The sequence below is a fragment of the Neobacillus sp. YIM B06451 genome (assembly GCF_032667185.1).
GTDB lineage: Bacteria > Bacillota > Bacilli > Bacillales > Cytobacillaceae > Bacillus_D.
Genome location: NZ_JAVFKJ010000004.1, coordinates 157721 through 177150, shown reverse-complemented (window position 1 = coordinate 177150; position 19430 = coordinate 157721). Strand labels below are relative to the sequence as shown.

The following is a 19430-nucleotide window of genomic DNA, read 5'->3' as shown; positions in this document are numbered from 1 at the left end:
ATGTAGTATACGCCACTTTAAATGAAACAACGATTTGCCGTCTTCTGTTCCCAAAAACCAACCAACCCCATTACTTCCATTTAAAAGAAAATACTGTAAATTAACTCCAAACTACGCTAACTAAATAACCAACTTCTTAAAATTTTTTATAAAAATTATTATCCTTGAATTATCAACATTGTAAACGCTACCAAATGGACCGAATATTTAAAGTTGTCAGATTTTTATTATTTTACCCTTGAATATTTAATTAAACGGGAGTATCATTAACGGAAATCTCAGAAAAGTTCGTATTTTATTTCACGTACTATTTTTTTAAAATACAAAATTGGGCTTTTCCGAGTCAAACCTTTTAATTTTTTCTTTCGATAGAATCTTTTTAACAGGGCAATTTTTTAGGAGGAGTGATTTTTTTGGAAAGCCAGTATATATTTCTTGGCGGTGAGTTTGTGAAGAAGGAGGATGCGGTTGTTTCGGTATATGACCACGGCTTCCTCTACGGCGACGGGGTATTTGAAGGCATTCGTGTTTACAGCGGCAACGTATTCAGGCTAGATGCACACTTGAAAAGGCTATACGAATCAGCCCACTCAATCATGCTTCAAATTCCTTATACATTTGAAGAAATGACCCAAATCATCGTTGATACGGTACGCAAAAATGAATTATCGAGTGCCTACATACGCGTGGTTGTTTCAAGGGGAAAAGGGAATCTAGGCCTTGATCCGGCATCCTGTTCCCAGCCACGGGTCATTGTTATTGCGGAACCGCTGGCGCTTTATCCGAAAGAGCTGTATGAACGCGGCCTGAAAGTCGGTTCGGTTGCAACTAGGCGGAACCGTCCTGATGTCCTTAGCCCGCAGATTAAATCACTCAACTATTTAAACAACATTCTTGTTAAACTTGAAGCAAGCCAGGCTGGTGTCGATGAAGCGCTCATGCTGAATGACCAAGGCTATGTGACAGAAGGATCCGCCGACAACATTTTCATTGTGAAAAACGGCGTCATTTACACTCCTCCAGTCTACCTTGGCGCGTTGGAAGGAATCACCCGCAACGCAATTATCGACCTGGCGAAGCAGAATGGCTATGAAGTGAAGGAACGGCCATTTACCCGGCATGATGTGTATGTCGCTGACGAAGTGTTCTTGACAGGAACTGCGGTCGAGGTTATCGCGGTCATCGATGTGGATACCCGTAAAATTGGCAATGGCAAGCCTGGGCCAATCACGAACCATCTTCTAGCTGAATTCAGGAAGCTCGTTACCGAGGATGGTGTTAAGTGCTATCCGGAAACCAAAGAGAAAGCGTTCGTAGGTTAAAGGAGGGCAAGCATGCGAAGCGATATGATCAAAAAAGGATTTGACCGGGCCCCGCACCGGAGCCTGCTTTATGCAACCGGCGTTAAAACAAGCGACCTGGACAAGCCTTTCATTGGCGTCTGCAACTCCTATATCGACATCATCCCCGGGCATAAGCACCTCAATGTTTTTGCCGAAGTGGTGAAAGAAGCGATTCGGGAAGCGGGCGGCGTACCGTTCGAGTTCAACACAATAGGCGTTGACGACGGAATTGCAATGGGCCATATCGGGATGCGCTATTCACTTCCGAGCCGGGAAATCATCGCGGACAGCGCGGAAACGGTTATCAACGCCCATTGGTTCGACGGAGTTTTTTACATCCCGAACTGTGACAAGATTACCCCCGGGATGCTGATGGCAGCGGCAAGGACGAATGTCCCTTCCGTGTTTGTATCTGGAGGGCCGATGGAAGCAGGCGTTTCCTCGACCGGAAAGCCGCTCTCACTCGTTTCTGTTTTTGAAGGGGTCGGCGCTTACAACAAAGGCACCATCACCCAGCAGGAATTGCTCGATATTGAAACGAATGCATGCCCTACCTGCGGTTCATGCTCCGGCATGTTCACCGCAAATTCAATGAACTGCCTCATGGAAGTACTCGGCATGACAGTGCCAGGCAACGGAACGATTGTTGCCACTTCCGATACGCGGCATGAGTTGATCCGACGGGCAGCGAAACACTTAATCGACTTGGTCAAAAAAGATATCAAGCCACGCGATATTATGACGAAAGAAGCGTTTGACAATGCCTTCGCGCTTGATATGGCAATGGGCGGCTCCACCAACACAGTACTGCATACATTAGCCATTGCCCACGAGGCGGGAATCGATTATGACCTGCATGAAATTAACCAGATTGCAGAAAAAGTGCCATATCTTTCAAAAATAAGCCCTGCTTCTGACTATTCCATGGAAGATGTGCATCATGCTGGCGGAGTGAGTGCAATTATCCACGAATTGTGCAAGATTGACGGCCTGATTCACAAGGACGCGATCACCATTACCGGAGAAACCCTTTACGAAACCGTAAAGGATGCAGAAATCACAAACGACCAGGTTATCAGGAGAAAGGATAACCCTTACAGCCCGGTCGGCGGATTGTCCATCCTTTTTGGTAATCTTGCCCCCGATGGCGGTGTCATCAAAGTCGGAGCAGTTGATCCATCGATAAAGAGGTTCACCGGTGAAGCGATTGTTTTCGAATCACAGGAAGAAGCCCAGGCAGGAATCGACAGCGGAGAAGTAAAGCCTGGCCATGTCGTGGTCATCCGTTATGAGGGGCCAAAAGGCGGGCCGGGAATGCCTGAAATGCTCGCCCCTACCGCCGCGATTGCCGGCCGGGGGCTGGAAAAGGAAGTTGCCTTGATTACCGATGGCCGCTTTTCCGGTGCAAGCCGCGGCATATCGGTTGGGCACATTTCCCCGGAAGCAGCCGAGGGCGGCCCGATTGCTTTTGTTGAAGACGGAGACCTGATCATGATTGACCTTGAGTCTCGCTCAATCAACTTGATCGTCGACAGGGACGTTTTAGAAGAAAGACAAAAAAACTGGATAAAACCTGAGCCAAAAATCAAAACCGGATACCTAGCCAAGTACGCCAAACTTGTCACTTCGGCAAGTACAGGCGGAATCATGAAATTTTAAAAGATTTATAGCGATAAATCGTTGACGGGAACAAAGGAATAAGAGCCTAGTATTCACAGAGAGCCGGGGCAGCTGGAAGCCGGCAATACTACTTATTCTGACATCGTCCCTGAGTATTAAGCTGAACGGTCCTCCCTACTAGGCTTAATCGGGTGTTTTCGGCACTCGTTACTAAAACGGAGCGGATTTTTCCGCTTCATGAGGCGGCAGTTGCAAGACTGCCGTGAATCCGGGTGGTACCGAGGAAAGACTGATGCCTTTTCTCCCCGAATATCCTGCTGCTTTCAAGCGGCGGGATGTTCGCGGGAGAAAAGGTTTTTTTATTGGAAAAAAAGGTCCCGCGCCCATTTATGACATTCCGAGTTCCAAGTAATTATGCCGATTACACTTGTATTTAATGCCAAACCAGGCCGTATGACAAAGCGGGATTTATGCCTAACTGGACCGTATTAATGCCGAACTTGACGGTATGAATGCCAAAAAAGCTATTAATTATGCCAAACTGGCAATTATTTATGCCTTACTTTTAAAAAATGGAGGGATTGACGTGAAAGTGGAGACAATGCCGGCGATGGAGCAGGCTGTTACACCAAAAACGGGTGCCGATGTCCTGATTGAATCATTGGTGAATGAAGGGGTCGATACAATCTTCGGGTATCCGGGAGGAGCCGTGCTGCCAATATATGATGCGATTTACAGGGCAAAAGGCCAAATCAGGCACCTATTGTTCCGGCATGAGCAGGGTTCCATCCATGCCGCCGAGGGATATGCCCGCGTAACCGGAAGGCCCGGCGTCGTCCTTGCTACATCCGGCCCTGGCGCAACGAACCTTATCACAGGGATCGCGGATGCGATGATGGACTCCTTGCCGCTCATTGTCTTTACGGGACAGGTCGCTACCAGCGTGATTGGAACCGATGCTTTCCAGGAAGCGGATATCATCGGCATTACCACCCCGATTACAAAACATAATTACCAGGTCCGGTCTATTGCCGATCTTCCGAGAATCATTAAAGAAGCCTTCCACATTGCTTCGACTGGCAGGCCGGGACCGGTTGTGATTGATATGCCAAAGGATATCTCGGCAAATGCTGTTTTCGAAATGGAATTGGATACGGACTTTCACCTGCCGGGCTACCAGCCGACAACAAGGCCGAACCCGCTTCAAATCAACAAGCTTGCCGATGCGTTATCAAAAGCAAAGAAGCCTGTCATCCTCGCTGGGGCGGGAATCCTCCACGGGAAGGCTACCGCGGAATTGAGGGCGCTAGCCGAGAAGTACCGGATTCCGGTCACAACAACACTTCTTGGGCTAGGCAGTTTCCCCGGGACCCATGAGCTTTCGCTTGGAATGGCTGGGATGCACGGAACCTATACAGCCAACATGGCTCTATATGAATGTGACCTGCTTCTCAATATCGGCGCCAGATTCGATGACCGCCTTACAGGCAACCTGAAGCATTTCGCTCCAATGGCGAGAGTTGCACATATCGATATCGACCCGGCGGAAATTGGAAAAAACGTACCGACAAGCATCCCGATTGTTGCCGACTCAAAGGAAGCACTAAACGAACTAATGAAACACGAGTTTGAGATGAAAAACCATGCCGAATGGCTAAACAAGCTTGCAGAAAACAAGAGCAAGTACCCACTTTGGTATACCGACTATAACCAGAGGCTAAGCGCGCAACAGGTTATTCAGGCGGTGTATGAAGCATCAGGCGGTGAAGCGATAGTCACGACTGACGTAGGCCAGCACCAAATGTGGGCGGCCCAGCATTACACATTGGACAATCCAGACCGATGGGTAACATCCGGCGGGCTTGGCACGATGGGCTTCGGCTTCCCTGCTGCAATTGGCGCCCAGCTTGCAGCACCCGATAAAACAGTGATCGCATTCGTCGGCGATGGCGGGTTCCAGATGACACTTCAGGAGCTCGGCGTCCTGCAGGAACTGAACCTTCCTGTCAAAGTCATCATTGTTAATAACGGGGCTCTTGGAATGGTCCGCCAATGGCAAGAGGAATTTTATGAAGAACGCTATTCGGAATCGCTTTTGCCTGTCCAGCCCGACTTTGTCAAATTAGCGGAGAGCTATTCAATCAAAGGCGCCAAAATCCAAACCGAGGAAGAATTGATGCGCATCCTGCCCGAGGCGCTTGCCTACGACGGACCGGTTATCCTCGATTGCAGGGTCGTCCTCGAAGGGAATGTCTACCCGATGATTGCCCCAGGCAAGGGATTGCACGAAATGATAGGAGTGAAACCATGAAGCGGATCATTACAGCCACTGTCCAAAACAAAAGCGGCGTCCTTAACCGTGTAACCGGCCTCCTGCAGCGGCGCCAATTCAATATTGAGAGCATTTCGGTCGGGCCGACAGAAATTGACGGAATCTCAAAAATGACACTTGTTGTCGACGTTGAAGATAGCCAAAAGGTTGAACAGCTGACGAAGCAGCTTCATAAACAGATTGATGTTTTAAAAGTTTCGGATATTACCGATAAGGCGGTTGTCTCCCGCGAGCTAGCCCTGATCAGGGTTGCGAGCAGCGGCCAGCTTCGCCGGGAAATCAAGGAAATTATTGATCCATTCCGCGCGTCAGTCATTGACGTCAGCAAGGAAAGCCTTGCTGTCCAGGTAACCGGGAAGCCGGAAAAAGTCGAAGCGCTGATTGAATTGCTCAGGCCATATGGAATCAAGGAAATAGCACGGACCGGCATTACCGCCCTCTTGCGCGGAAGCCAGCCGCAAGTATCCGAATTACCTTCTTATTCGCTACAGAGGTAAGAATTAAAAAATACATGCAAACATACTCGAAAGGATGATAACAAATGGCAAAAGTACTTTATAATCAGGACATTTTTGAAGAGGTATTGAAATCGAAAAAAATCGCGGTAATCGGCTATGGTTCCCAGGGCCACGCCCACGCTTTGAACCTGAAGGAAAGCGGCTATGATGTCGTAGTCGGGCTTCGCGGCGGAAAGTCATGGGACAAAGCTGTAGAGGACGGCGTGGCAGTTTGTTCCGTTGCCGAAGCAACTGCACAAGCCGATGTCGTTATGGTTCTCCTTCCTGATGAAAAACAGCCACAGGTGTACGAGGAGAGCATTAAAAATAACCTCAAGCCTGGAGCCGCCCTTGTTTTCGCGCATGGGTTCAATGTCCACTTCAATCAGATTGTGCCACCTGCCAATGTGGACGTATTCCTTGTAGCACCGAAAGGCCCTGGCCATCTTGTCCGCCGTACATACCAGGAAGGCGCTGGGGTCCCTGCCCTGTTTGCAGTCTACCAGGATTACTCAGGCCAGGCGAAAGAAATTGCACTTGCCTATGCGAAAGGAATTGGTTCCGCCCGCGCCGGCGTATTGGAAACTACATTCCAGGAAGAAACTGAAACCGACCTGTTCGGTGAGCAGGCAGTCCTTTGCGGCGGGCTGACCAGCCTTGTCAAAGCAGGCTTCGAAACGTTGACAGAAGCCGGATATCAGCCAGAAGTCGCCTACTTCGAATGCCTCCATGAACTGAAGCTGATTGTTGACCTCATGTATGAAGGTGGTCTCGAAAACATGCGCTACTCCATCTCGGATACCGCGCAATGGGGTGACTTCGTTTCCGGCCCACGGGTCGTTAACGAAGAAACGAAGGCGCGCATGAAGGAAATCCTTCACGACATCCAGACTGGTGAATTCGCGAAAGGCTGGATCCTTGAAAACCAGGCGAACCGCCCGCAGTTCAACGCAATCAATGCACGGGAAAACAGCCACCCAATCGAAACGGTCGGACGCGAACTCCGCGAACTGATGCCATTCGTAAAACCAAAGCAAAAGGCAATGTCACGTTAAATTAGAAAAGCGGAGACGCACGTTTAGCGCTGTATGGACTGGAGGGCCCCGATGGAGATAAAGGAAACACGATGAGCGAATGCGAATCGATGTTGACTTATCGTAGCGAGGGGACCGAAGTACACTAGGCGCTGGGCGTTGGAGCTAGACAAATTTTATACATTCTTATGTTTTTTTAAAATAATAGAACTAGTTTCATAAAAACCGAGGCCCCTTCCCTTCTATTTAAGGCAAGGGGTCCTACCTAAAAATGAAGGAAGGGAATTCTAGTGGTGCAAAACATTCACATATTTGATACGACCTTGCGCGATGGGGAGCAATCTCCTGGAGTCAATTTGAATCAGCTCGAAAAGTTGGAGATTGCCAGGCAGCTTGAACGGTTTGGCGTGAATGTAATGGAAGCCGGGTTTCCCGCTTCTTCACAAGGAGACTTTGAAGCTGTACGGACGATAGCCAGAACCGTCAGGAATGTATCGATCGCTGGCCTTTCAAGGGCAACGAAAAACGATATTGATACCAGCTGGGAGGCACTGAAAGAAGCGGAAGCCCCGCGCCTGCATTTATTCATTGCCACCTCCCCCATCCATATGACATACAAGCTAAAAAAATCACCTGAACAGGTCACCCAGCTGGCTGTCGATATGGTTCGTTATGCTAAGACAAAGTTTCCGCAGATTGAATGGTCCGCTGAGGATGCATCGCGTTCTGACCTTGATTTCCTTGTCCAAATCATCGAAAAGGTCATTGATGCAGGAGCGACTGTCATCAATTTACCTGACACTGTCGGTTATGCGACCCCTGCGGAATATGGCCGGATGTTCCGTTATGTGAGGGAAAATGTCCGAAATATTGATAAAGCAATTTTATCGGCGCATTGCCATGATGACCTTGGTCTTGCAATTGCCAATTCCCTCGCCGCCATTGAAAATGGGGCAACCCAGGTTGAAGGAACGATCAACGGAATTGGTGAACGCGCCGGGAACGCGGCACTCGAGGAATTCGCCGTAGCCCTTGGCATCCGCAAGGACCAGTTTCCTTTTTCCACAGGATTGAACTTAAAAGAAATCAAGCGGACGAGCGATTTGGTCCGGAAGCTTACCGGGATGCCGATTGCCCCGAACAAGGCGGTCGTCGGGCAGAATGCTTTCGCCCACGAATCGGGCATCCATCAGGATGGAGTCCTGAAACACCCGCAAACCTATGAAATTATCAATCCATCGATGGTCGGTATCGAATCGAACGAGCTTGTACTCGGGAAACACTCCGGACGCCATGCCTTTAAGGAGAAAATTGAAAAGCTTGGATTCTCACTAACCGAGGAAAAATCGGAAGAAGCTTTCAGGCAATTCAAGTCACTGACAGACCGAAAAAAAGAAGTCACCGACGAAGATTTGTTCACGATTCTTACGGATATCCAGACGGCTGTATCCGATGTTAAAAAATATGAACTGCTTGCCTACCAGGTTCAATCCGGCTCCATCAACCTTCCAACTGCTACCGTTGCATTGACAACACCGGAAGGGATACGCACCGAAACAGCCCGTACTGGAAAAGGCCCGGTGGAGGCTCTATATAACACTCTTGAAGCGCTGATAAAAGAAGAAATCCATTTGACGAAATACCAATTAAACTCCGTAGGCCAAGGACGAGATGCCCTTGCGGAGGTCCATGTAAAAATGATTGTCAATGATTTGCCTGTAAGCGGGCGCGGATCATCACATGATGTTCTCGAAGCCTCCGCAAAAGCATTCTTAAACGCTGTCAACCGGGTCTTTTACGGACAAACCACGAAGGTCCTGCAAACAGCGAATAGCTAATAGCCCATACAAAAAAACCGAGGAGGCCACGTCCATGAAAAAACATATCGTCATGCTGCCCGGAGATGGCATAGGGCAAGAGGTAATGGCCTCGGCCAAGGCTGTCTTAAACACAATCGCCGAGGAATTCAACCATTCTTTCACTTTTGAAAGCCACGACATTGGCGGAACTGCGATTGACAGACACGACACCCCGCTTCCATCCGAAACATCGGCCGCCTGTAAAAAGGCTGATGCTGTACTCCTTGGAGCGGTTGGCGGGCCAAAATGGGATACGAACCCTTCCCATTTAAGGCCTGAAAGAGGTTTATTGGGAATTAGAAAAGAACTCGGGCTCTTTGCTAACCTAAGGCCGATAAAAGGCTTTGAAAAACTGCTTCACGCATCCCCTCTTAAGGAAGACGTTGTTAAAGGAAGCGATCTCCTTATCGTCAGGGAGCTTACTGGCGGCCTTTATTTCGGAACTCCAAGCGAGCGGCGAGACAATGGCCAGTCGGCAGTCGATACTCTTTTCTATTCACGCGCCGAGATTGAAAGAATCGTAGACAAAGCTTTCCAATGCGCCGAGCAGCGCCGTGGGCATCTGACTTCGGTAGACAAGGCCAATGTGCTTGAATCGAGCAAGCTTTGGCGGGAAGTTGTTGAGGAAAAGAAACAGCAATATCCGGATGTTGCAGTGGAACATGTGCTTGTTGACGCGGCGGCAATGAAATTGATTACGAACCCCTCCCAGTTCGATGTCATTGTAACCGAGAACATGTTTGGCGATATTTTAAGCGACGAAGCCTCGGTTTTAACAGGGTCGCTTGGAATGCTTCCGTCCGCGAGCCTTAGGGAAGATGGATTCGGCCTTTATGAACCGGTCCACGGCTCAGCGCCTGACATCGCCGGAAAAGGAATTGCCAATCCTGTCGCCATGATCCTATCCGCGGCTATGATGCTGAGGCATTCTTTTGGGCTGAATGAAGAAGCGAACGTAATTGAAGAAACGGTCGAATCCATCCTGAATGACGGATTCCACACAGCAGACATTAAAGCCGCCAGCGGGCAAAAGGTTGGAACGAAAGAAATGACCCAAATGATAATCGACACGATTAAAACAAGAAACGCGTCCAACTGCATTATGGACTGCTACGCCTAAAGAAGGGGGATAACCATGCACTCGCCAAAGACAATCATCGAAAAAATATGGGAACAGCACGTTGTCCATCAAGAGGATGGCAGGCCTGACCTTTTGTATATCGATTTACATCTCGTACACGAAGTGACTTCTCCTCAGGCCTTTGAAGGACTAAGGATGAATGGGCGCTCTGTCCGGAGGCCTGACCTTACTTTTGCAACAATGGACCACAACGTACCGACAAAGAACCAGTCTGTCATTAAAGATTTAATTTCGAAGAAGCAAATCGAAACGCTGATTGATAACTGCCGTGAATTCAACATTCCGCTTGCTGACATTGCCCATCCCGACAATGGAATCGTCCATGTAATCGGCCCGGAGCTTGGCCTTACCCAACCTGGCAAGACAATCGTTTGCGGCGACAGCCATACTTCTACGCACGGCGCGTTTGGAGCACTTGCATTCGGAATCGGCACAAGCGAAGTTGAGCATGTCCTTGCTACGCAAACCCTTTGGCAGCAGCACCCGAAAACATTGAACATCAAGGTAAACGGTAAGCTCGGGTTCGGCGTGACAGCGAAGGATTTGATTTTGGCAATCATTGCCCAGAATGGAGTCCGGTTCGGAACGGGATATGTAATTGAATATACAGGCGAGGCGATCCGTTCCCTTTCAATGGAGGAAAGGATGACCGTCTGCAACATGTCAATTGAGGCAGGTGCCCGTGCAGGCTTGATTACTCCAGACGAAACAACTTTCAACTATCTTCGCGGCAGAAAATATGCTCCACAAGGGTCTGAATTTGACAAAGCGGTCGAGAAGTGGCGCGCGCTCGCAACGGATGAAGGCGCTGTTTACGATAAGACAATCGAAATTGAAGCCTCTGAGATCGCGCCACAGGTTACCTGGGGAACAAATCCTGGAATGTGCATCCCTGTCGACGCAATGATTCCAACTCCGGAATCCGCGGCTTCGGAGAGTGAAAAACAGGAGATTGAGCGTGCCCTCGACTATATGGGCCTTGAAGCCGGTCAGCCCATTACTTCTGTCACAATTGAGCATGTGTTTATCGGATCGTGTACAAATTCAAGGCTGAGCGATTTACGGAGGGCGGCTTCCGTCATCGAGGGACGCCATGTCAATCCTGAGGTTAAAGCAATCGTTGTACCAGGTTCTAAAAGCGTGAAAGCCGCCGCCGAACAGGAAGGCCTGGATGCAATTTTCAAAAACGCGGGCTTTGAATGGCGTGATGCTGGCTGCAGCATGTGCCTCGCGATGAATGATGATGTCGTTCCGCCAGGCGAGCGTTGCGCTTCGACCTCAAACCGGAACTTCGAAGGCCGCCAGGGGACAGGTGCCCGAACCCATCTTGTCAGCCCTGAAATGGCCGCAGCAGCCGCAATTGAAGGCCGCTTTGTCGACATTCGCCAATTCGCCGCAGTGGAGGTGCTGTAAATGGAACCAATCACAATCCATACCGGGCTAGTGTTTCCGCTTGACCGAAGCAATGTGGACACCGACCAGATTATACCGAAGCAATTTTTAAAACGGATCGAGCGCCAGGGATTCGGGCAGTTCCTGTTTTACAACTGGCGGTTCGACCATTCGGGCAAGACGATTGAGGATTTCCCGCTCCATGATAAAAAATATGACGGCGCGTCCATCCTGCTAGCTGGTGACAACTTCGGCTGTGGTTCTTCCCGGGAACATGCCCCATGGGCTCTTCTCGACTATGGCTTCAAGATTATCATCGCCCCAAGCTATGCCGATATTTTTAAAAACAATTGCGTGAAAAACGGGATATTGGCAATCGAAATGCCTTATGAGCAAATCCAACAGCTTATGGCAAAAGCAGAAGCTGGAAGCTATTCGTTAACAGTTGACCTCGCTGCCCAAACTGTCCAAGACGGGGAAGGATTCTCGTATCAATTCGAGATTTCGGAGTATTCAAAGGAAATGCTCTATAACGGACTGGATGATATCGGTATTACACTTTTATATGAAGAAAAAATTACACAGTTTGAAAACAGGCTTTAACATTTAATTTTTGAAATTGAAGGAGCGTGAACCCCTTGGGGATTCTTTAACGACTAACATGATTTCCGATGCAATGGAACAATTGGCGAAGACGGTTTACCGCACTCCGCTTACAACCTCTACATTCCTGAATAATCTTGTCGGGAAAAATGTCTTTTTTAAAATGGAAAATCAGCAAAAGACCGGAGCATTTAAGATTCGCGGAGCAAGCTATAAAATGTCGCGTCTGACGGAAAAGGAATTGCAAAAAGGCGTCATTGCCGCATCAGCCGGCAACCATGCCCAAGGCGTTGCATTCGCCGCTTCGAGGAGAGGGATTACAGCAAAAATCTACATGCCTGAAAATACACCCGATGCCAAAATCAAAGCGACGGAAAATTACGGTGCGAAGGCAGTCATTACCGGGGCCTCTTTTCAAGAAGCGTATGAGGCAGCGTGCATCGATCAGAAAAGGGCGGGGAGCTACTTTCTCCATCCATTCGATGACTACCATGTCATGGCCGGACAGGCAACGATAGCGGTGGAAATGCTTATGCAGCAGCCCTTTCTTGATACACTGATGGTCCCGGTTGGTGGCGGCGGCCTGATTTCCGGAGTTGCCGTTGCCGCCAAGCATATGCAGCCGAACATCCGCATCATCGGCGTCCAGGCGGAAGGTGCAAAGGTTATGCATGATCATTTTCATAACCTTCCTGCACCAGGCAGCCGGTATGTCGGAACCATCGCGGAAGGCATTGCTGTAAAAGAAGCCGGGAAACTGACCCTTCCCATCATCCGGCATTATGTAGACGATATGATTACCGTAAGCGAGAGCGACATCGCCACTGCAATTGTTTACATGCTTGAAAGGAAAAAAACATTAGTCGAAGGCGCCGGTGCGGCAGCGTTTGCCGCACTCCTCGCCAACCGTAGCACCATCCGCTCCAAAAACTGCGGCATCATCGTCAGCGGCGGCAACATGGATGTATCCCGGCTGGGCTTTATTCAACAGTTAGCCCAGGATGGAACCGTGTCCCTTTTGGCGTGAACCGTGGCCATATAAAGAAGAGAAAGCCATTTCCTAAAGCGGTATGGCTTTCTTTTTTAAAAAATTCACCTTCTTATTGATCCGTGTTCCAGCGCCCTTACAATTGATGAAGACAGTTTCAGTGGCCAAAGCGGTTCAAAAATGTCTTCATAAACCCGATGAAGACACTTTCGGCGGTTAAGGCGACTTAAAACTGCCTTCATAAACCTGGTGAAGACACTTTCGGCGGTTATGTCAGCTTAAAACTGTCTTCATAAATCTCGTAAAGACCGTTTCATGAGTACATGCCACCCCAAATGGTCCGGAGAACCTCTGTCAAGACTGTTTCACTCATTAATTCCACTGAAAACGGTCTTAAGAAACCCCGTCAAGACCGTTTCACTCATTAATTCCACTCAAAACGGTCTTGAGAAACCCTGTCTAGACCGTTTCACTCATTAATTCCACTCAAAACGGTTTTAATAACAATGTTCTTCAGCTATTGTCCTGCCCTATTCTTTCCCGCAGTTTCTTTACTAGTTCTTCCTTTGCTTTTAACTTTCCATACCCAAGGGAGTTATAGTATTTAATATGCTTTTCAGTCGCTTCCAATGCTTTAATGTAAGCCGCTTCCCCGTAATCCTTTTTAATATTTTCCAAGAAGTATTTCGTTCCATAATTACTCATTACACGGTGGTATTCCTTACCCTCCATCATTGCGAGGAAATCGGTAATATAGTCTTGCGCTGACCCCGGGTTCATTCCTGTTAATCTCGCAATCTCCAATTTGCCGTCCGTCCTGCTTAATACACCATGGTAGACTTTCTTAGCATATGTATAAGCAACATGGGCCATTTCATCCGTTATTTTCCCGGACTTCTCCTTCGTTTCGCTCCTTCCAATCCCCAAACCTTCTGACGCTTTTGAAAAACTATCAGAAACATATTGCTTCATGAATCGGGTAAAAACATCCTGCGAATCTTCATTATTTAAGGTTAAAGCCATTTCAAACTTTTGAATCAACTCTTTATCTATCGTAAAATTCAAAACCCTGTTTCCTTCCATTCAGCCGTCTCCCCCAATGCACTTGTATTATATTTAATTATAAAGATCTTGTTAATATTTTCATACTCGCTCAAATTTTGGTTCCCTTTCCCGCGAGTCACCTAAGAATATTTTAGATTTTTCCCATGGCCCCTATTTCCCAAACAACTGAAAATAGATTATACTTTATTGACTATCACTATTAAAAAGGAGATTTTCCAATGACTGAGAATACGAACCAGGGAACCGAGAAAAAGAAAATCAGCCTTCAGGAGGCCATGAAGCAGCAGCTTGCCAACAAGAAAAACCAGGCGGCCGCGGCAAAGGGGAATGGCGCCACAGATACATCAACGAAAAAAATGAAGAGCCAGATGACGAAAAAACCAAGCAATACACGCAGGAAAATGGGCTCTTAAAATGGACGGACAAAACCGGAAGGACATTACACCAGGAATTACTGTCGACATTGTCCTGAAAGCGGACCAGAGAACAGGCAAGCTAACGAGAGGGATTGTGAAGGATATTCTCACAAAATCCCCAAATCATCCTCACGGCATTAAAGTCAGGCTCACGGACGGCCAGGTCGGCCGGGTAAAGAAAGTCCATGCAGAGAACTAAAAAGCATTCAGGGACCGAAATCCTTGAATGCTTTTTTTGTACTTTATGAAATGCTGAAAGAATTGTTTTTCAGCCTTATACCGGCTGTATATTTTTCTCGACAAGGGATTTGCTTTCCCATACACGGCTTTTCCACCTATAGTACATGATGATTGCCCTGAACCATTCATCTGCAATAAAGGCAATCCAAATTCCGACGAGGCCCATCCCCATCGTAATGCCGAGTAAATAGGCGACAGGCACGCCGATTCCCCACATCGACAAAAACGCCATTTTTACAGGGAAATTCGCATCGCCGGCCGCTCTCAATGCCGCGATGATCACGATATTAAATGTCCTTCCTGGCTCAAGAATGATTCCAAGCAACAGCAATTTCGCCCCTTCGGCAATGATTTTTTCGTTATCCGTAAAGATATCAAGGAGGGACTCCCGGAAAAAGACCATTGGGATAACGACGGCAATCGTCATCAAGAGACTCCACTTAAGGCTTTTCAAAAGACGGTGGTAAGCACCATCATAGTCCCCCGCCCCGATTCTGTAGCCAACCAGGATTTGCGTCCCTGCCCCAAGCGCGATTGCGAAGAGCATCATGAACGACATAATGTTCCATGTATAAACCCTAGTCGTCAAAGCCATCGCGCCAATCAAGGCGATGATGGCGGTCATTGCCATCTGGCTTGTATTATAGACAAGGTTTTCCCCCGCGGACGGAACCCCGATTTTCAGGATTTTTTTAATAAAAACTGGGCTGAAGTTCGTATAGTCTTCCTTTTTGATTTTTACCGGAAGGAGCTTATACAGCAGCCAGAAAATCATCACAACCGCGATGAACCGGCTGATCGCTGTCGATATCGCTACCCCCTGAATTCCAAGCTGCGGTATGCCGAAGAGCCCATAAATAAAAAGGCTGTTTCCGACAAGGTGGATGATATTCATCAAGATTGAAATCATCATAGCTTCCTTTGAGAAGCCATTCGCGCGCAAAATCGATGATGCTGTGACGAGAAGGGCCTGTGAAAACAAGGTTGCCCCTACAATCGTAAGGTATTGTTCTGCCAGCCGATGGATTTCCGGAGTAAGGCCAAAAAGGTTTAAAAAACTCCCTTTGAACAGGACGACAATCGCACTGATCACAATCCCAAAAATGAGATTGAGAGATATAGAAATTCCCGATATCCTTCTGGCGTCCTTTACGAGGCCTGCTCCAAGATTCTGCGAGACAAGCACCGTTGTTCCCGTAGCCACGAATCCAAAGATAAGAATCGTAAAAAATACAAGCTGATTAGCCACCCCAACGGCCGCCACCGCTTCGTCAGAGACATAGGAAAGCATGAACGTATCCGTGCTGCCCATTAGCATATGCAAAAAAGACTCAATGAAAATTGGCCATGTCAAAGCAAATAATCCAGGTTCTATAAAGCTTTTTTTCTTGGCTGCTTCTGCCATGTATTCCACCTTCTTTTAAAACATCTTCACTTACGGTTTTTTAATACAACTTCCCTACTCTAGTGCATTTTCCAGTTTGTGTCTATACTTTTTTCAAAAAAATGACTTTGTATTTAGCTGGTAATTGATATCGTACGGGAGCTGAACAACAACAGCATACCGTGCCTTTTTTTAAAAAAACAACCCGCTGTTGCAACCGTTTTGGCTTGCATCCAGCGGGCTGTCGTTTAGTTGGATAGGGATGTTTCAAACTGTACTTTATGGAGGTTGGCAAAAATGCCTCCCTGTTCAATCAGTTCGTCGTGGCTTCCTTCCTCAGCAATCCCTTCTTCCGTAACGACGACAATCCGGTCTGCGTTACGGATTGTCGCGAGCCTGTGTGCAATGACAAGCGTTGTCCGATTTTTGGACAAGTCGGTAAGCGCCTTTTGGATAATCCGCTCGGTTTCGGCATCAAGCGCGGATGTCGCTTCATCAAGAATAAGGATCGGAGGATTCTTCAGGAACATCCGGGCAATTGCAATGCGCTGTTTTTGGCCTCCTGAAAGTTTCAGGCCACGCTCACCAATCTGGGTTTCATAGCCATCAGGGAGCGAAGCAATAAACTCCTCAAGATGGGCTTTTCTCGCGGCATCTTCTATTTCTGCCTGTGACGCTCCAAGCGAGCCGTACGCAATATTCTCGCGGAGTGTTCCGGTGAAAAGGAAAACATCCTGCTGCACGATGCCGATTTGTGAACGGAGCGATTTTTTCGTCATATCACGGATGTCGATTCCATCAATAGAGATGCTTCCGCTAGTCACATCATAGAAACGCGGAATCAATGAACAAATTGTTGTTTTCCCCGCGCCTGACGGACCAACGAAGGCGACCGTCTCACCATGATGGATATCGAGATTAATTCCTTCGAGGACGGGTTTGTTGGTATCATAGCTGAAGGTAACATCCTTGAATGTGATATCCCCCTTTAAATGAGGAACTTCTATAGCATCCGGGGCATCGACTACATCCGGGTTCTGGTCCATCAATTCGGTAAACCGCTTGAAGCCGGCCATGCCTTTTGGATATAACTCGAGAATAGCACTGATTTTGTCAATCGGCTTGAACAAGACATTGACATACAGGACAAAGCCGACCAGTTCCCCATAGCTCAAGCTGCCAGTGAAGCTTAGCCAAGAGCCGTATACAAGGACAATCAGGACCATAAGCCTTGTCGACATATAAATGCCAGAGGAGCTAAACGACATTACCTTGTAGGCAGCCAGCTTTGCCCTCCGGAATCTCCTGTTATTTTTCGTAAAACGTTCAACTTCAAATTCTTCATTTGTAAAAGACTGGACGACGCGAACCCCGGCTACACTATCCTCGACCCGGGCGTTGACGTCCGCGATGTCGCTGTACATGTTTTTCCAGGCAGCATTCATTTTCCGGTTAGCATAGGAAATCAGCCAAACTAGGAATGGCGCGATAATCATGGCCGTGAGCGCAAGCTTGACATTGATGGTCAGCATGATCCAAAACGCCCCAACAAACGTCATCACCGCAATGAACAAATCCTCCGGGCCGTGGTGGGCGAGTTCTCCGAGATCGAATAGATCATTGGTGATCCTGCTCATGATGTGTCCGGTTTTGGTGTTGTCAAAAAACCGAAACGATTGTTTTTGGACATGCTGGAACAGCTCCTGCCTCATATCGGTTTCGATATTGATTCCGAGCTTATGCCCCCAGTAGTTCACAATAAACTGGAGGAGGGTGCTCACAACATATAATAGAAGAAGCCCGATGCTGACCCCGATAATTGCATTCCAGTTACCGCCCGGCAGTAGTTCATCAATGAACCACTTGACCGCAAGCGGAAAAGCCAACTCAAGCGCCGCCACGATGACAGCACTGCTGAAGTCAATAATAAATAGCCTTCTATGAGGCCGGTAATATGTAAAAAAGCGCCTTATCATCCCATCTATCCCCCCATGTTCTTCCTGTGATTATATGCCAAATCCAGGACAATTCACAACACTATAATCCTCACTTTCTATAATTTTATCGGAAACCGGAATACGAACAGTGCCTGGCACCACCCGAAGTTTGTCGAAATGCGAACAGTGCCTGGCACCACCCGAAATTTGTCGAATTGAAAGGCACAATGTGGCCCACATAGCCTATATCATTTTCCATCTATTCCTTTTTTCTAGTTTTACAAGTTCGATCCCACTATAAAAGGAGCAGCCAGGTATGGCCGCTCCCTTAAACGAATACTATTCTTTTTTCTCTGCTACAATCTACTCTCTGATATTTTACAGAAAAAGGCCACCCATGGAAAATTGGCTTTACTCTTTATTGTAGATTGATTTTGATTGTGCTGTCCGACCAGAACCCTGGAGTGTAATGAAGTTGCAGCCCTTGATCATTCGCTGGCTGCTCAAAGGATATGGTTCCTGACACTTTTCCACCTGGCGCGAGTTCCCCAGACTGAAGGGAGGTATCGCTATCTACAGTTGTGAATGCTTGATCAACAATCTGCCCTTGGCTGTTGGCCATCTTAAAATCAAAAGGGTTATAGGAGATATTTCTATCGCCGGCATTATTGATTTCGACTGTAACGATTATAAATTCATGTCCGGCCTTTGGCTTATCGAAGTCACTGCCATTAGACTTATCTACCTTTGAAACAGTAAGAATATTATCCCCAAGCTTAACTTGCTCCCCTACACTAAAAACTTCTTCCACTTTTTCTTCTGTTACCTGTTCCTTCTTTTCCGAAGATTCGCCTTCCGCTGCCTGGCTTACTTTTTCAGGCGTTTCCTCCAATTCTCCACAACCAGATACTGATAGCAATGCCAGTAAAACTGTCAATAAAGCCCCAATCTTTCTTTTTGCCATGCTCCTCATATCATTTCCCCCTACCTTCTTTTCCTGGCTTCCGATACTACTTCCGAGACCATGCTAAACATTTTTTCGACCCCTTTGTGGGATGCCTCAAAACGAAAAGCCTGCTTTGGTTCGATGCCAAGGTTTCCCGCTTCCTGAGCGGCATCGATATTCGCCCCCATGAAGATAAACTCCCAGCTGTATTTTTCCTGTTGGTGCCGGATAAGCTCTTTTACTTTTTCATAGGTGAATTCCCGGCTGGCATTTTCCATCCCATCTGTGGTAATTACGAAAATAACTTTGCCAGGACGCTTGTCCTCTTCCGTTCTGCCTAGTCTGCATCCGACATCGACAATAGTCCTTCCTACCGCGTCCAGAAGAGCAGTTGACCCTCTCACAAAATATTCCTTGTCCGTCAGTGTCACGTTTTCCGAATTAACCCCGTTCCATAATGTCTCATACTTGTCGTCAAACAGGACCGCCGTGACAACCGTTTCCCCTTCAAGGCTGGATTGCCTTCTCAAAAAGGAATTGAATCCGCCAATTGTATCCTGCTCGAGGCCGGCCATGGAACCGCTGCGGTCTAGCAGAAAAATTATTTCCGTTAAATCTTTCTTCACAATACGC

17 protein-coding genes are annotated in these 19430 nt (G+C 47.7%); 12 read left to right on the top strand and 5 right to left on the bottom strand.

Annotated features, from left to right (window positions below; all coding sequences use genetic code 11):
• The first annotated feature begins 413 nt into the window (after positions 1 to 413).
• From ilvE to ilvA, 10 genes are all read left to right on the top strand, one after another.
• Positions 414 to 1322: a branched-chain-amino-acid transaminase gene (gene ilvE, locus RB160_RS10595; RefSeq protein WP_316570245.1), complete on the top strand. Its 909-nt coding sequence runs from the start codon at positions 414 to 416 to the stop codon at positions 1320 to 1322.
• A 12-nt stretch (positions 1323 to 1334) separates the two neighbouring features.
• The gene (gene ilvD, locus RB160_RS10590; protein WP_316570243.1) at positions 1335 to 3002 is read left to right on the top strand and encodes a dihydroxy-acid dehydratase; all 1668 of its coding nucleotides are present in this window, start codon (positions 1335 to 1337) and stop codon (positions 3000 to 3002) included.
• Between the two features lie 562 nt (positions 3003 to 3564).
• Positions 3565 to 5274 (top strand): acetolactate synthase large subunit, encoded by a 1710-nt coding sequence (gene ilvB / locus RB160_RS10585; RefSeq protein ID WP_316570399.1) that lies wholly within the window; start codon positions 3565 to 3567, stop codon positions 5272 to 5274.
• Positions 5271 to 5792, top strand: coding sequence for an acetolactate synthase small subunit (ilvN, locus tag RB160_RS10580; RefSeq protein WP_316570242.1), 522 nt, complete (start codon positions 5271 to 5273; stop codon positions 5790 to 5792). The genes ilvB and ilvN overlap by 4 nt, the downstream gene beginning before the upstream one ends.
• A gap of 44 nt (positions 5793 to 5836) precedes the next feature.
• Positions 5837 to 6847 (top strand): ketol-acid reductoisomerase, encoded by a 1011-nt coding sequence (ilvC, locus tag RB160_RS10575; RefSeq protein WP_316570240.1) that lies wholly within the window; start codon positions 5837 to 5839, stop codon positions 6845 to 6847.
• Between the two features lie 272 nt (positions 6848 to 7119).
• Positions 7120 to 8664: a 2-isopropylmalate synthase gene (locus RB160_RS10570; RefSeq protein ID WP_316570398.1), complete on the top strand. Its 1545-nt coding sequence runs from the start codon at positions 7120 to 7122 to the stop codon at positions 8662 to 8664.
• A 34-nt stretch (positions 8665 to 8698) separates the two neighbouring features.
• Positions 8699 to 9805, top strand: a complete 1107-nt coding sequence (gene leuB / locus RB160_RS10565) for a 3-isopropylmalate dehydrogenase (protein WP_316570239.1) — start codon at positions 8699 to 8701, stop codon at positions 9803 to 9805.
• Between the two features lie 15 nt (positions 9806 to 9820).
• Positions 9821 to 11239, top strand: coding sequence for a 3-isopropylmalate dehydratase large subunit (leuC, locus tag RB160_RS10560; RefSeq protein WP_316570238.1), 1419 nt, complete (start codon positions 9821 to 9823; stop codon positions 11237 to 11239).
• Positions 11240 to 11821 carry a 3-isopropylmalate dehydratase small subunit gene (gene leuD, locus RB160_RS10555; protein WP_316570236.1) on the top strand — a complete coding sequence of 194 codons (582 nt, stop codon included), beginning with the start codon at positions 11240 to 11242 and terminating at the stop codon, positions 11819 to 11821.
• Between the two features lie 73 nt (positions 11822 to 11894).
• A complete protein-coding gene (ilvA, locus tag RB160_RS10550) occupies positions 11895 to 12848 on the top strand; it encodes a threonine ammonia-lyase (protein WP_316570235.1) in 954 nt (317 codons plus the stop codon).
• 474 nt (positions 12849 to 13322) lie between these two features.
• On the opposite strand, the gene RB160_RS10545 is transcribed toward ilvA, so the two are convergent.
• The gene (locus RB160_RS10545; RefSeq protein WP_316570233.1) at positions 13323 to 13892 is read right to left on the bottom strand and encodes a hypothetical protein; all 570 of its coding nucleotides are present in this window, start codon (positions 13890 to 13892) and stop codon (positions 13323 to 13325) included.
• A gap of 200 nt (positions 13893 to 14092) precedes the next feature.
• Between RB160_RS10545 and RB160_RS10540 the strand changes: the two genes are divergently transcribed.
• On the top strand, positions 14093 to 14287 hold the full coding sequence (locus tag RB160_RS10540; RefSeq protein WP_316570231.1) for a hypothetical protein: 195 nt from the start codon (positions 14093 to 14095) through the stop codon (positions 14285 to 14287).
• A gap of 1 nt (position 14288) precedes the next feature.
• Positions 14289 to 14489 (top strand): YwbE family protein, encoded by a 201-nt coding sequence (locus RB160_RS10535; RefSeq protein ID WP_316570229.1) that lies wholly within the window; start codon positions 14289 to 14291, stop codon positions 14487 to 14489.
• A 75-nt stretch (positions 14490 to 14564) separates the two neighbouring features.
• Here RB160_RS10535 and RB160_RS10530 read toward each other — a convergent pair whose 3' ends face one another.
• From RB160_RS10530 to RB160_RS10515, 4 genes are all read right to left on the bottom strand, one after another.
• Positions 14565 to 15935 (bottom strand): MATE family efflux transporter, encoded by a 1371-nt coding sequence (locus tag RB160_RS10530; RefSeq protein WP_316570227.1) that lies wholly within the window; start codon positions 15933 to 15935, stop codon positions 14565 to 14567.
• 227 nt (positions 15936 to 16162) lie between these two features.
• Positions 16163 to 17890: an ABC transporter ATP-binding protein gene (locus tag RB160_RS10525; RefSeq protein WP_316570225.1), complete on the bottom strand. Its 1728-nt coding sequence runs from the start codon at positions 17888 to 17890 to the stop codon at positions 16163 to 16165.
• A gap of 379 nt (positions 17891 to 18269) precedes the next feature.
• Positions 18270 to 18824: a DUF4352 domain-containing protein gene (locus tag RB160_RS10520; RefSeq protein WP_316570224.1), complete on the bottom strand. Its 555-nt coding sequence runs from the start codon at positions 18822 to 18824 to the stop codon at positions 18270 to 18272.
• Between the two features lie 11 nt (positions 18825 to 18835).
• On the bottom strand, positions 18836 to 19423 hold the full coding sequence (locus RB160_RS10515) for a vWA domain-containing protein (protein ID WP_316570222.1): 588 nt from the start codon (positions 19421 to 19423) through the stop codon (positions 18836 to 18838).
• Positions 19424 to 19430 lie beyond the last annotated feature (7 nt).